Origin of the sequence: Paenibacillus sp. A14, assembly GCF_036864815.1 — a bacterium.
Classification (GTDB): Bacteria; Bacillota; Bacilli; order Paenibacillales; family Paenibacillaceae; genus Fontibacillus; species Fontibacillus sanfengchensis.
On record NZ_JBAGJD010000001.1, the window covers coordinates 154257 to 169059 of the forward strand.

The following is a 14803-nucleotide window of genomic DNA, read 5'->3' on the forward strand; positions in this document are numbered from 1 at the left end:
AAACGTTTCCACTTTTGAGTAAAACTTCCGGTCGAAACGCCGGTCGATGCTGACCATCGGAATTTCCGGGCCGACGCTATTCTCAATATCGTTATAAGTAATTCCCAAAATCCCCGCCACCTTGTTCTGCCGGAGCATATCCAGGTAGCACAGCTCCTTCTCCGGTTTGCCCCCGCTGTTGCAGAGCATCAGCTTGAATCCGCTTTGATCAAGCTCATCCTCGATATAGTAAGCTAATTCGGAAAAAAACGGATGCCAGATACTGGGCAGCAGCAGCGCAACCATTTTGGACTTCTGCATTCTAAATTTCCGGGCTACTTCATTGGGCACATAGTTCATCCGCCGGATGACCTCTTCCACCTTCCGGCGCGTTTTCAATTTGACCGGTCCCGAGTTGTTGATCACCCGGGAGACCGTTCCTACAGCCACACCGGCTATTTGCGCGATATCCTTGATACTCGTCATAAAACTCCCCCGTTATTACCTTCTCTGAACATCAGCATAACATTGGAATGGAAACGTTTCAATATATAGGATAGCCGGATTAAAGTCTGTCTATAAAACGAAGAGCAGAAGATCTCCATGATCTCCTGCTCTCAGGTTTAAGTTTAAATTTTCTTTTAAGCCAACGCCTCGTTTTCATAGATCCGATACATCGTCATGTTTTCTTCATCCATGGACCTGGCAAGTCGGTAAGCCTCTTTCAATGATTTCAGGTTTTGGCACATCTCGTAAAAAAGACGCAGCATAAACATCAGAGCCGCATTGCCCTCCGGGTAATCGTCCGGTCCGATGTAAATCCGGCAGCCGCCGTCCAGAAAAGCCCGGGCCAAAGCCGGGTCCCCCAGCGTGCATCCGTTGCCGAACACGGTTTTCCCTTCAAGCTTCGCATACCGCCGAATCTCGTCCGGGCCAAAATCGCCCCTGGGCTCCCCGTCTTCGTAAACGTCCTCGCCCAGTTCGGGCATGATCATTTTGCCTTCGTCCCCGTGGAAATGAAGCACGATCAGATCGGTACCCGGATAAAGGTCCTCCCCGTTCAAGACGGAAATCAAGTCATCAGGCCGGCCGATCCAATACGTAAATACTCTTACGCCGAATAACTCCAAGGCAGCACGCATGGCCTGCATCTCCATATCATTATCGGGGCCGCATACCAAAGCCACATTCATTAAGGGTTTGCTCATTTCCCATTCCTCCACATTCTGGATTTGTTGCGTCGAGTCCTCATACAACCAATCGAATCATGGAGGCGCCCGGGCCCTAGATCCAACCGCAACCGCTAGGCGTTAATGTTTGAACTTCATGGGTAAATCCTCCCTGTATCGTCGTCCTTCTTTTAAAACCAACACCTCAATCCCTTCTAGAAAAGTCTATGATAATTAACGGGAATAGAGATTGCCACCATCATTTTACCCAATTATTCCCTGGGGGACAAGCTGCCTGCCCTTTTGTTTTGACCGTTTAATCTAATCAAATAATATGAAGGGAAGAACAACGATGAGGGGTCGACCGTAAGAAAATTTCTTTGGAAAACGGATGACCATGGCCGGCTGTACTCATGCCTTGGGCCTCAAGAGCCCACTCAATCCGTCGAGCCTTTTCCATAAAATCCTCCATCCATATAACCAAAAAGGCTGCCCGGAAGGCAGCCTAGGTTTTATTTACTCACCGAGAGAATAAACTTCTCCAGGGATCCGGTATCGGTAATACTCTGGTTACACCCTTGGTTGTCCATACATACGTAGTGACCAACTGCGGAGATATTATCCGGTGAAGCATGGGGAGACTTGGTTCGGACCGAGAAGAAGGCAAGCTCATGCTGTCGGTTGCAGAACAGGCAATACCCCTTCTTGTTGATCGGTGTAATTCTCCCCTCCACGCCGATGAACCGGTCTTCAAACGGATAAACGATAAATAACCGGCTCGTGGCGATATCCACCCAACTCAGATAGGTCACATACCGGAAGTCGACGGAGTTTAAATCCGGTACTTTCAGCTTTTTATTTTTAGGGAATAGCTTCTGAATCTGTTTCAGCGTAATGGGCGGATACGGTTCCAGATAAGGTTCCAACTCGTTAAGATATCGCTGGAATTCGAAGGCCGTCTCGAAGGTCGATATCTGTTCAAGCCTCTTCTTCTGTTCCTCGGACAAATAGGGAAATGCTTCAACAATATTCGCCGCGGCCCGATATCTTACCGTTTCCAGAACACGCCGATCCGCAACCGTCCGCAACGTATTCTGAAGAAATTCCGCTTGTTTCTTAATGATGTTAAATTGGTGGTTTCTAATAAATGGTGTACTCATAGCTTTCAGCCCCTTATTTGATATGAACGTAATTCTCAATAAGGTGCAAAGCCTGTTATTAGAAACGATAAAATGAAGAGTTTGGGCGATCGAATTCATCCTATCGCACCTCACGCAAAGTATCGCCCCAGATCAGGCTTTGCATGAGGACTTCCTAGCAAATGAGCAATCCAGCATTGCCATCTCCACAACCCCCTATCACAGATCATGCGCAAAAGTATAGCACCAATCTCCAGTTAGCGCAATTCATAGCGTTCTCCCTGCCCCCATACTGCACGGTGGACCGGTTGGAGCACGAATCGGCAAACACGCTACCCTGCCGGAGCGTCTTGGGGAACCCGAGCATCACGGCGAATAAAAAAGCCCCCTTACAAAAGGGGGGCCGGATTATGCCGCTACGTCTGGAGATTTCTTTTTACTAAGAACACCCATGAATCCTGCAACTACGAACAGAACCCCGGATAGTATGTAGAACATCGAAATGCTTATAAAACCGCCAACACCACTTACCAACATAAACCAACCGGCCAGTTTAGGTTTGGACTTCGAGAGAGACGCCCCCACAATACCCAAGATGCTTAATAAGAGTGCAGCGATACCCAATCCTGTAACACTGGACGATCCACTGACCGATAAAGCCGACCCGAGGCCTCCGACAAACATTGCGATAAGGGACGCAATAATACCGAAAATTCCCGCAATTAATCCCATTGCAAACATACTTGTTTTCCCCCCTACATTTTATAGTTCAAATATACCAGATGTCATTCCGCACGACTACCTATTTTCCTATTTTTTCGAAAATAACCGGTTCGTAGCGATATCCACCCCAATTTTTCCCGATATCACGCCGGTTTGGTGCCCATCGGATGCCCGGGAGATTCACAGCCCACTCCGCTCAGCCTCTAAACTTCTCGGGGAGGAACGAATCGTTGGCCGCTTGCTTCGGGACGACAAAAGAGACGCTCGTGTCCTGTCCGGGCGCCCCCTGCACTTGCAAGCCTTTCCCGAACAGTTGCTTTAAACGTCGGTCGGTATTGGCCAGGCCGACCCCCGTTTTTTTGCCGAAGTCATCCACCGGGGACAGAACCCGCCGCAGCGTGTCGAGGTCGATCCCGACTCCGTCGTCTTCAACGGAAATTTCCGTGCAATCCTCCCTGTCGATAACCCGAATCCGGACGGTGCCTCCCCGGCTGCGACGAAGCAGGCCATGACGGACCGCATTCTCCGCCAAGGGCTGGATGGACAGCGGCGGAACCAGCAACTCGAGGCGGTCGTCCACCTCCCACTCCACCTGAAGGCGGTCTCCGAAGCGCTCTTTCTCAATGTACAAATAAGCTCGTACCAAATCCAGCTCCTTCCGCAGGGGCACCAACCGTTCCAGGTTCGCGAAGTCAAAGCTGGCCCGCAGGTAATCTCCGAACGCCAGCAGCAAGCGCTGCATGCGGTCGGGGTCGATTTCGACGAGCGCGGCAACGGAATTCAGCGTATTAAACAGAAAATGCGGTTGAATTTGAGCCTGCAGCCACGCCGCTTCCAAACGCGATTGTTCGCGCGCGGCTCTGGCGACGTCCGTGAGCGCCTTCACCCGAGCTTTCAACTCATGGACGTCGACGGGTTTGACCAGGTAATCGTTGGCCCCTGCTCGAAAACCCGCCTCTATATCTTCTGTCCGGTGCCGGGCCGTGAGCAGCAGGATCGGCAATTCGGAGTGCGAGAAAAGAGTCCGGACGTTCCGGGCTACTTCATAGCCGGACATGCCCGGCATCATGACGTCCACGACAAGCAAATCCCAGGCACTCGAATTCATAATCGACAGGGCCTCGGAACCGCTGGTGGCCGTCCTGAGCTCATATTGATCCGGGGCGAGCGCGTTGGTCAGAACGCGCAGGTTCACCGCGTCATCGTCGACGGCGAGAATGCGGGGCCGGTCTCCGCGTACCGGGGTTTCCGAAGCGGCAGCGATATCCGCCTCGACGCGGGAAATCCCTGCCTGCGCTTCTAACGGGGGTTGTGCGATGGCCTCACTTTCCGCCGTTTCGGCTTCGTCTGGCTTAGCTATGGGCAACGTAAACCGAAAGACCGAGCCTGCATTCGGCGTCGAGCTGACCGTCAGCTCGCCCCCATGAAGCCCCACCAGGTGCTTGGTGATCGCAAGGCCCAGACCAAACCCCGACGCGTTCGTTGCCGTCCGCTCCCCGCCTTGTTCGTAAGGCTGGAATATCCGGCTCAAGGAGGCTTCGTCCATCCCGATCCCGGTATCCGTAATACGGACAACGACCGTATCCCCAACGGTTTCCGCTTCGATCGCGACTCGCCCTTCATTCGTAAACTTTACCGCGTTATGCAGAAGGTTGAAGAGAATTTGCAGCAGCCGGTTCTCATCCGCAAGCACTGGCGGCAGCGAATCCAGAATATGGCTTTCAAGGCGGATCGCCTTCCCTTCCGTCATAAACCGGACCATATCGAGTGCCCCCGTCACCTGCGCTTGAAGGCGCAACGGCTCCGGATTCAGCCGAATGCGGTTCTCCCGCAGCCGGTTCAAATCGATCAGGTCGTTGAGCAGAAAAGACATCCGTTTGCCCACCGAAACCAGCAGTTTCAGACGATCGCGATTGACTTCCACATCCGATCCGCCGCCGCTGTCGAGCACGGTCTGGGCCATGTTCAACATGCCGTGCAGCGGATTTCTCAGCTCGTGCGAGGTTTGGACCAGGAACTCGTCCTTGCGTTTGTCGGCTTCCTGCAACTGCTCCGCCAGTCTCGCGCTCCCCTCGGCATTGCGGAAATACTGCTTAAACCAGTACGACGCAAAGGCGATAAACAAAGCCAGAAAATCAAGTGGGTAAAAGCCCATATCGAGAAAGAACGAATAACTTAGGAGGCCCCAGATCAGATTCGAGGCAACGGCTACCATGCCGAGCAACAAGTAAATCGCATCCGGCACACCTCTCCGTACCGCCAGATAAAGGAAAACCGGAGCTGCTCCGAAAGGAATCAGCATCAGCACCGTATGCAATCCGTCCGCATAGGTGATCAACCTGACCGGCAGCGCCAAAATAAACAACCCGAAAACGCCGCAGGCGATCAAGTGCCACCGGGAGAAACGGAGGATCCGGAACCCCGGGAGCAGCCCTTTTATAAATTGCAGCAGCAGCGCGGCCGCCCCCAGGTACGAAAGGTAGTAAACTTTATGGGCCGATTCATAATCAACCCCGAACCAGGCCGACAAAATTTGGTCCTGGTCGACGGAGAGAGCGGCCGCCCCGCATAGCGCCAGCAGGGAGAAAATCAGGAGCGTCTTTTGTCGGGCGCCGATGAAATAAAGAATGAGGGCGTACAGGGCATGCATGAGCATCAGCAAAAACATCGCCGCCTGGGACCCTGCGGAGAGCCAATAGACCCGTTCCATCACTTTCTCCGTCCCGAACATGACGGGCTCCGTCAGACCGCCCATGACGCGGTTGTCATAATTGGCGACGTGCAGCGCGATATCCAGCACATCGCGGTCGGCCGCGAACGTGACGGAATAGGGCACAATGCCGGCTTTATAGGACGAAGCGCGATCCGCCGGATGGCCGGAGCTTCCCAGCAACCGTCCGTTCACGTACAAAGCCGAAGAGGCCGAAAGCCTCGGCACGCGAACCGTTAAACTCGGCAAGCCTTCGCCTTCGGTCGGCAGTAAAATACGCAGACGGTATGTTCCGTATCCGAAGGTGGAACGGCGCGGCGGCGAAAAATCCCGCTGCCAGCTCCCGGGAATCGCCACCGTTTTGACGGCGCCGCCTTTGGGCTCAATAGAACCTCCCGAATCGGGCCCGAGCCACTGCGAAGGATAGAATTTCCATTGTCCCTCCAGCGAAAGAACCGGCTTGGAAGAGAAGGTCCATTGGCGTAAGTCCAACAGTCCCTCTTCGGCTTCAACCCGTGTCGAAGTCGTTTGTATATTCATCCATACGAGGCGAACCACCGTCAGCACAAGCAGGAACAAGCCGACGATAGCCGCAATTTTTCTTTTTCTCATCATAGATAGGCAGATTCGACAGTTACCCCCGAAACTCCTTCATTTTTTGGTTATGGTGCAATCGTCGTATCATCCATTAAGAACCGTTTGAAACAGTTGTCCGCAAGTCATAGGCAACAAGGCCCGAAACAGTCGGCGGATCGACAAAATTTTGCATAGACCTCTTGACGGCATAGTCTTTCGGACTTATTCTAAAGCTAGATTTATAGATTCAGATGTTTCGGCCATTCGACTCATTTAGTTCTCTATCTTCATATTGATAAAGGCAAATCCATCGAAAGATGGGGACGCAAAGCTATAGGGGCTACCACGGGGAACCGTTATGCCAGCCAGTTGCCGATATGGAAGCCAAACGCAATTTCGCGGAATTTCGTTACTTCCTGATTCGGTCAGAACGCATTGCTTGCGATGCTGTTTAGGGAGGAACCGGGATGAAGCGTATTTTGTATTTGGCAATTGCCCTCATTTTTTCTATGAATCTAGCGGCTATTCCCGCGTATGCGGAAGACAACAGCAGAAGTCTGGTTAGCGACATTGTCGTGCTGCCCCAAGGTGACTACAGCAAGAACGAAGCCGACATAATGATGAGCCGCCTATCCGCGATTCCCGCTTCCCTGCTAATAGGCCTGCAAGACAACGGCGTCAAAATCAAACTGGTAAACGGCAAAATTACGGATGAGCCGGAGTTTGCGGAGTACAAAGACGTTACTCCCAGAGGATGGGAGAACACCGGGTTAACCTGGGACGATGTGCCTGGAGTAAGTTCCAATGTGGTCATCGTTAGAATCGGATACAGCAACAAAGGCAATGGCCATAATGGACAAAATCTGGAGCTGCATGAAACCTTCCATGCGATTGACAGAATCGTTTTGAACAACGTCAGTTCGTCGCCCGAATTTGTCGATATTTGGAAGAAAGAAGCAGGCAACGATTACGGTGGCGATGGCTACGTTTCGGTTTACTCGACTGAATATTTCGCGGAAACCGCAACCTTGTACTTTTACAGCGACAAAACCCGGCAACAGTTGAAAGAAGACATGCCTTTGACTTACGCATTTTTGGACAAGCTGTTCGCCAATAAATAGATTAATAACAGAAGGCACCCTTTCGGTCATGGAAAGGGTGCCTGTTCGCTCATTAAGGATAAATCCGGTTAGGTTTTATTTCTTTCCAAACCTCGGCAGCGGATTGTTCCCTGGTGTATTCATGATGGTTCGTCGCTTCCATAATTTCGTAGTAGTACCAGGTTCCGTAAATATTGTCCGGCCATTTTTTGGCATCCTTATGAATGCCGTTGTTTTCGACTTTTCTGTTCAGTACACTGTTGATGAACTTGGCGGCTTCAGCCCGGGTAATGAATTGATCCGGTTTGAACGTTCCGTCCGCATAGCCTTTAATCCAGCCTTTGTTGGCTGCGGAAACGATATATTTCTCCGCCCAGTGCCCCGTGATGTCCGTGAACTTATCGTTTCGCCGCTCGTCCAGTTTGTCAAAACGGGAAGCGATCGCCGCAAACTCGGCTCGGGTAATATGTTGCTCCGGCTTAAAGGTTCCGTCCGGATATCCCGTAATGACGCCGGCATTCTCCATGGTGGAAATATGCTTATTGGACCAACGTCCGGCTTCCACGTCGGATAGTACAGTGCCGGTTTTCAAGAAGGCGGAACGGCTCTCATCATTCAGCAACCGATAGAAAATCGCCGCGACTTCTTCCCGGGTAATGTTGTTCAGCGGCTTAACCGTGCCGTCCGGGTATCCGTTAATGTAGTCGTAGTGGTTTTCCGTTTCAAGCTTCGGCGGAACGGCTGGCAGCGGCGGCAATGCCGGCAGCGGAGTTATGCCCGAAGAGCTTGAGGAACGTGAAGAGCCCGATGAACTTGAGCCACCCGAGTTGGACTTATTTCTAGTGTAGTAGAAAATGTACTCTTGGCCTTCTTGATCCTTAAAAGTGTAGGTACCGGTTGATTTCACCGGAGTGTAGCCGGATACCGATAGGGCCGTCAGCGTCTTCGTCTCCCCCGGTTTCCCCGTAATAACGGTCGGGCTTGCCACCTGCTCCGTCGTGCCGTTCAGCAAATACTTGACGGTGAGCTGCCGGTCGGCCGGAGCCTTTTTCGTGTAATAAAACACATAGCTTTGATTCGGATCACTGCCTAAAATGTAAACGCTGCTCGCAACTTCCGGTGTATACCCCTCTATTTGCTTGGCGGTGAGCTTGATCTCGGATGCAATCCTGCCTTTGATGATGTCTTGCCCGGCAAGCTCGGCGCCCGTTTCTTTATCGCGATAGGAAACGGTGAGCTGTACTAGATCGACCGGTTCGCCTTTCAAATAGTAGATGGTAAATTCCTGTTCCGGATCCGGCGTAATTTCGAAGGCGTACTCGGGTTGTTCCGGGTAATAAACGGCATCGGTCACCGTTATCGGCTCGGGATACAGCACCAGAGTTTTCCCGGCAATGCCTGTCGTGGCCGTTGGGGCCTTAATTTCCTCATTTGTCTCCCTGTCGACATGATGAATCAGAACGAAACGTTCCGGGCCGGATTCGTCCAGGGTATACCGGAACTCAAATTGCTGCACCTGTTCTTCGGTAAAAGTGTACGAAGTTTCATAGGTATGCGGCTTGTACACCGCCCCCGTAACGGTATCCGTATAATCGGCGGCGGCAAGCGTGATAGCTTCACCGACTTTACCCGTGCGTTCGGTCGGAGCCAGCAGATCTTTGCCCGTAAGCTGATCCACATATCTGACGGTCAAAATTCTGTTGTCATCCGGTTTGTTTGCTGTATAGTAGAAGATGTACTCGTTACCTTCGGGCAGAATCGTATACTCATAAGACTCGTGTTCCGGGGTGTAGCCCGGAATCTCCACGGCCTTCAGGGTAACGGTTTTGCCCGTAAGTCCCATTATCGTTTGCGCTTCGCTCAGTTCTTTCCCCGATTCCTTATCAACGAACTTCACGATGACGCTTTGATCGTTCGCCGTATAGTAAAACACATGTGCCGGATTTTCCACGTCGAACGTGTAGCTGCGGCTTGCTTCGACCGGGGTGTAGCCCGGAATGCTCAAAGCCTTCAACTCGACTGTTTCCCCGGTCACACCGGATACTGTGGTCGATTTGGCAAGTTCTTTTTCCGTGTCCAGCTCGAGGTACCGCACCTCCACATTTTGCTCCCCGGCAGTGTAATAGAAGGTGTACTCGTTGGCTTCGGCTTTCACCGTATATTCGACCGTATCGTTTTCCGGGGTGTAGCCCGGAACGTCAGCGGCCTCAAGGGTTATCTTTTGCCCGATAACGCCCTTTACGGTTTGCGCCGGAGCAATTTCCTTTTGCGAAACTTTGTCCATAAACTTGACATTGACGGTTTGTTCCGCCACTTCCGCATAACCAAACCAGATCGTTGGCGTCGGATGGATTGCGGAAAGTTTAACGCTTACAGGGCTGTCGCCCGCTTTAAGCTGGTAACCCGCAATCTCTTTGGCCGTTACGGAGTACTCCGCTCCGCCAACAGGCAAAGCCTCATTCCCGTTTTGATCTTTGTAATACTCGCTGTAAAGGGCTTCCGCGAATTCCGGCCCCGTCACTTGAACGCCTTCGGCATTGACGGGTTTGCCGTCCGCATTGACTTTGTAGCCCTTGATGAGAATGGAACCGTTGCCGATGCTTACCTTCGGCACCTCAAAATCCTTCGAAGTTTTCCGGTGGTTTACGTCCTTATATTCCAAGGTCGTCTTCCCGTTCGTCGGATAGAGGACATCAGAAACCGGGTTTTTGGATGGGTCCATGACCACTTTGTAAATAAATGTGGCGGGCTCGCCCTCGGCGATATTGCCGACGTCCCAAGTAAAGGTCTCGGACGCGGCGTTCCAGGTGACCGTCCCCTGCGATACGGAATAATCTTGCGGGCCGACTTGCGCGCCCTGCTGCTTGAGATTGAACATCTCTCCCATAGGGTCGACCACCTTGGCTTCTTGAGCCGCGTAAGCGATTTTTCCGGCCAATTCGCCGAAAATTTTGCTCAAATCCTCATTGCTGGCGGAATAGTAGCCTTCGCTCTTCACATTCTTCAGTACTTTTTCCGCTGTGCTGTTGTTGGAGACGTCCAGCCCGACCGAGAAAATTTTGAACCCCGCTTCTTTGGCGAATTTCGCCTCGGAGAAAGTGCCGATGCCGTTGTCTTCAACTTCGTATTTGTATTCGCCGAAAAGTCCGCCGACCCAATTCATTCCGTAGGAATCGAATTTGAGATTATAGCTGTTGCCAGTGCCGACAACACTGCCATAATCGAACGAGGCGATCGCGAACTTATGATGGCTGTCCGGCCAGTTGTAATCGATACCATGAGTTCCTTTGTAACTGAAGGTTGGCTCCCCGTCGCTCAGCAGGACAATAAATTTTTGATCGGCATGAGATGAATTGCCGGCCAATAGATCCCGGGCCCGTTTCAGTCCGGCCTGGATGTTCGTCCCCCCGTTGGTACTGATTTTTTTGATGGCATTCTTCAAGGTGTCTTTTTGGCCGGGACTTTTAAAGTCGGACACAAGCTCGGGGGTTTGGCTAAAAGCAACAACGGCAATTCGCGTGTCCGCTCCCTCCAGCAGCAAATGGTCCACGAACTGGCTTGCCGCTTCTTTGGCTTTATCCATCTTCTTATGCTTGTTGATGGTATCGTCCATACTGTCGGACTTGTCAATCACCAGCACCACGTCGGAGCTTGTTCTGACGTTTTTCCCCTCAGCCTTGAGCGTAATTTCCCACTCCCCCGGCTTCCCCGTTGGTGTGGCGGTTTTGCTGAGCTGAATCGCTCCGGGGCTTGGCCAGACGGGATCGCCTGAGCTCGAACTCTCGCCGAATACGGACATCGGACTAACGAAAAGAGAAAATAGGCATAGCCAGGATACTGCAATTTTTAACCCGCGTTTCATAGGTTCCTCCTCATTTTTTCATGGAATTCCTCCCTTTCAAGCACTATTCTTCTACCCTCCTTACTGCTTGGGTATGTTTATATCTCACGGAAAAAATCCGCTGAGAACACAGGTAAAAACAAAAAACCGGCTGCATCAAACAACGAAAAATCCATTGCTGTGCAGCCGGACGATCATTAATCCGCTTACGGATTGGCAGACTCCAAGGCTTTGCGACCTAATCTTTCGATTAGTGTGCCGAATATGTAGTTTTCGATCAGTAAATTAATACCAATTCGCTAATGACAAATTCAATATATTTCAAAAAAATTCCCCTGTCAACTTGTAAAAATGAGAAAAATCTCATAGTTGATAAAAATACCTATAAAGTGGTAGACCACAAAACAAAGTTCAACAAAAGGCGGCAAATAGCGTCAGGATTAGAAAAAGTCCCCTGTGGCTATGGCGGACTGTGCCCCTCCCCGTACCCCGGAAGAGGTATTCATGATTTTGAAGAAAAAAAAGAGCCCGCCACGCACGCGGACCCTTTGATCAAGCTAAATAGTGTTCTCTTGTCACTCTCGCATAATGCTTTCCGCAATCGCGACGAGTTCTTCTTTCGTCAGAGGGCTATTTTTATAGACGGAAATCCGGTACTCCAGCTGGGTTGCGTTATCCTCCCCTGCATTTATTGGGAGCTGATCCGGATCACGGAAATACGTTGCCGACATCCACAATTGTAGATATAAAGCTCCAGCGTCGGAATTTACAAGTAACGGGAAAACCTCCCGTTAATGTACCACTCCTGGCTCTTCGTTCGGATTTAGCTGGAAAAGCTCCATCTATTTCGCGGCCCTATTGCCGATACACACCATTTCAGGCGAAATAACGGGAGGTTTTCCAGTTAATTCGCCTCTGCAGCCGCATACGCACCAAATTAACGGGAAGAATTCCCTTTAATTCGAAACAAAGAACCCTTTACCCCGCTGTATTGTGCCCCATCAGACAGCGTAGTAGGAGAAAATAAGACTCCGCTGCTTCAACTATGATTTGGAGTGAGGTGCTCGATAATTAAGTAGTCTCACGCCCACAGACATCCAAATCCGTATTAAGCCCACGGCTAGGTTATCAAGGTGCCTAGCGCACTTCCAGCTCCAACTCCAAAAGATGCAAATCTGCAGGTATTACTAGCGATTTTAGAGGAACGGGCCTATTTCGTCGGAAATTCCTGCAGAATTGCAGGAATTCTATGTTAATCAAGGTTGTCTAACGGGTTACTGGTATGCAAATCAATAGTTCAAACTATATAGCGTAATAGGTTTTACCTTTTGCCTCTGCTTTGAGTTCTTTTAGCATAGTTTGATATGTTTGGCTAAGAAAATGAGGGTATGGCGGCATGATTTCGCTAGACTGAAAAGCATATCCTTCCGGTATCCTATCAGGCTGTTTTAACGCCGGGGCTTGTTATTTCTCTTATCCGGAGTTCAGCGAAGATCGAAATCTTCCGTTTTATCAATCAGAACGGGATCCGTCTCCCGTTTCATGCGAATTTCATAGGTATCCTGTTTGGGAACCAGGAAGGCCAATTCGTATTCCTCTTTCCCTTCGGACGGAATAATCAGTTCCTTTCTCAAGTCCGCTTTTTCCCCATAATACTCCTCCCAAAGCTCCGGGGATTTCTCCTTGTCGGGACGCAAGGATGGAATATCAAAACGGACGCTCATGCGGTCTTTCGCCCGCTGTAACACCTTCAGCTTTAAAAACCCATCCTCATACCGCGCTTCCGTAATCGTCATTTCCTTGGTTTTAAAAGTGATCGGTTTCGGCAGTTCTCCGTTGAGGTCGAGCGTAAAGTAAGCGCTCTTTGCCCAGTCCGTCACTTCCACGGCGCCGACGTGAAGCGTGAGACGGTTCACCGTTTCGTCAAAAAACGGAGAGGAATTGAACGTCAATTTGATCACGCCCGGCTGAAACCGGTCATTCACCGGCTGATACTTCGTCCCGTAGGAATCCAGCGGATACACCTTGCCGTTGTTGTCGGTTAGTGTAATCGCATCCCGCATCCCGTCCTCGCTCAACCCAAGATCCAGCATATAATCGGCGCTGTTGTCCAACCGAAGCTCGGCGTAGGTATTCAGCGGAGTAATCTGGATGTTATCCAGCACCACGGCCCCGATATCCGGGTCGCCCGCAACCTCGATCCGGCGGTTGGCCTGAATGATCCGGTCTTCCACCCGCTGAGCGGGCGAAAACGGTACATTCATGGCATACTTCCGGTCCGCCTGGCCGGATGCATGATTACCCACAAAAATTTCAAAACGCAAGGTATCGGGGTTTCCCTTCAGAAACGCTTGAACTGCCTCCGAATCCAAGTCAATAATGTCGGAAATCACGAAAATCGGCTTTCCCGTCTCCTGGTCGGTAATCACCTCCTCGCTACCGTCCCCTTTAACCATGTCAAAATCCAGGCTCTCCACGGCGTAAAAGTTGGCTGTTCGGTCGAGGCTCAGGCTTCCGTCGGGATCTTTAGCAATATGGCCCTGAAGTTCATCCGTCTGAATGAAGGCTTTGTACATCAATTTGTCGCCGGTCAGGTAAACATCCGCCAAGCTCACCTTCATCTCGCCAAACTGCTGCACCACCGGTTCAAAAGGCATGTACTTATGGGCGGCGGCGTTCTCGACCCCGTCCCGGCTGCGGATGGAATCCAGCCATTCGGCGGCGACCGAAACGCCGGGAATTTGCTTGAGCATGCTGGCAAACGCCGGGGACAGCTCGGCCGTAACGAACAGGAGCGAAACGGCGGCGACCCCCGCGGCTACCCCGGTGATCCAGGGCCTTCTCACCGTCCTACGGCTGTCTACCTTTTTGTTTTCACTGTACAGCGCGATATTCCGGGCGAAATCCCGCAGCGACTCGGGAGCGGCCAACTGGTCCAGCGACTGTCCGATCTCTTTTTTTATATCCGCTTCATTCCTTACATCCAACACGTTTCATCCCCCTCTTATTCTCATCTGATTGATAAAGCTTCAGCAGCTTATGCCGCGCGCGGTGCAACCGCGATTTTACCGTTCCCTCCTTCACGCCCAGCACGGTCGAGATCTCCTCCACGGACATCTCTTGATAGTAAAAAAGCAGCACCACAGAACGATGTTGGAAGTCCAGCGACATGACTTGGGAAAGCAGGCTGTCCTGCTCTTCTTTTTGCAAAAGTGCCTCCATCGGCTGCGCCTGCTGGTCCACCGGTTCCGATTGTTCCAGATCCCCCGCCGTCATCCGGTGAATCTTCGACCGCTTTCTAGCCAAATCGATCGCCCTCATTGCGGCCATTTGTTTAAACCAGGGAGCAAAATGGCGGATTTCCTTTCCGTTCATAATTGCCTGATAGGCTTCAATCAGCGCGTTCTGTACGGCGTCCTCCGCCAAATGCGTCGAGCGTAAAATCACTGCCGCCGTGCTGTAAACCCGATCCAGCAGCGGTTCCACCAGAACGTAAAAGGCCTCGCGGTCGCCCTCCCTGCAGCGCTGAATCCACGCTTGTTTCTCTTGCATTATCATCACTTCCT

9 protein-coding genes, 1 pseudogene and 2 riboswitches are annotated in these 14803 nt (G+C 51.4%); of the genes and pseudogenes, 1 reads left to right on the forward strand and 9 read right to left on the reverse strand.

Going from position 1 to position 14803, the window contains the following annotated elements; genetic code table 11:
• Nucleotides 1-24: 24 nt before the first annotated feature.
• The 5 genes and pseudogenes from V4U88_RS00755 to V4U88_RS00775 form a co-directional block, all read right to left on the reverse strand.
• A pseudogene (locus V4U88_RS00755) lies at nt 25-465 on the reverse strand (LacI family DNA-binding transcriptional regulator); the annotation flags it as partial.
• A 155-nt stretch (nt 466-620) separates the two neighbouring features.
• Nucleotides 621-1187, reverse strand: coding sequence for a delta-aminolevulinic acid dehydratase (locus V4U88_RS00760; RefSeq protein ID WP_334071307.1), 567 nt, complete (start codon nt 1185-1187; stop codon nt 621-623).
• A gap of 473 nt (nt 1188-1660) precedes the next feature.
• Nucleotides 1661-2308 (reverse strand): FusB/FusC family EF-G-binding protein, encoded by a 648-nt coding sequence (locus V4U88_RS00765; RefSeq protein ID WP_334071308.1) that lies wholly within the window; start codon nt 2306-2308, stop codon nt 1661-1663.
• A 387-nt stretch (nt 2309-2695) separates the two neighbouring features.
• The gene (locus V4U88_RS00770) at nt 2696-3028 is read right to left on the reverse strand and encodes a DUF4064 domain-containing protein (RefSeq protein WP_334071309.1); all 333 of its coding nucleotides are present in this window, start codon (nt 3026-3028) and stop codon (nt 2696-2698) included.
• Between the two features lie 178 nt (nt 3029-3206).
• Nucleotides 3207-6335: a hybrid sensor histidine kinase/response regulator gene (locus V4U88_RS00775; protein WP_334071310.1), complete on the reverse strand. Its 3129-nt coding sequence runs from the start codon at nt 6333-6335 to the stop codon at nt 3207-3209.
• A gap of 251 nt (nt 6336-6586) precedes the next feature.
• A riboswitch (cyclic di-GMP riboswitch) is annotated at nt 6587-6673 on the forward strand.
• A 90-nt stretch (nt 6674-6763) separates the two neighbouring features.
• Here V4U88_RS00775 and V4U88_RS00780 point away from each other — a divergent pair.
• Nucleotides 6764-7417, forward strand: coding sequence for an anthrax toxin lethal factor-related metalloendopeptidase (locus V4U88_RS00780; protein ID WP_334071311.1), 654 nt, complete (start codon nt 6764-6766; stop codon nt 7415-7417).
• 52 nt (nt 7418-7469) lie between these two features.
• Here V4U88_RS00780 and V4U88_RS00785 read toward each other — a convergent pair whose 3' ends face one another.
• From V4U88_RS00785 to V4U88_RS00800, 4 genes are all read right to left on the reverse strand, one after another.
• A complete protein-coding gene (locus tag V4U88_RS00785) occupies nt 7470-11258 on the reverse strand; it encodes a MucBP domain-containing protein (RefSeq protein ID WP_334071312.1) in 3789 nt (1262 codons plus the stop codon).
• Nucleotides 11259-11415: 157 nt separating this feature from the next.
• Nucleotides 11416-11507: riboswitch (cyclic di-GMP riboswitch) on the reverse strand.
• 305 nt (nt 11508-11812) lie between these two features.
• Nucleotides 11813-11968: a hypothetical protein gene (locus V4U88_RS00790; protein WP_334071313.1), complete on the reverse strand. Its 156-nt coding sequence runs from the start codon at nt 11966-11968 to the stop codon at nt 11813-11815.
• A 753-nt stretch (nt 11969-12721) separates the two neighbouring features.
• Entirely contained in the window at nt 12722-14227 is a 1506-nt protein-coding gene (locus V4U88_RS00795) for a hypothetical protein (protein WP_334071314.1), read from the reverse strand.
• Nucleotides 14208-14789: an RNA polymerase sigma factor gene (locus tag V4U88_RS00800; RefSeq protein WP_334071315.1), complete on the reverse strand. Its 582-nt coding sequence runs from the start codon at nt 14787-14789 to the stop codon at nt 14208-14210. Before V4U88_RS00800 ends, V4U88_RS00795 begins: the two co-directional genes overlap by 20 nt.
• Nucleotides 14790-14803 lie beyond the last annotated feature (14 nt).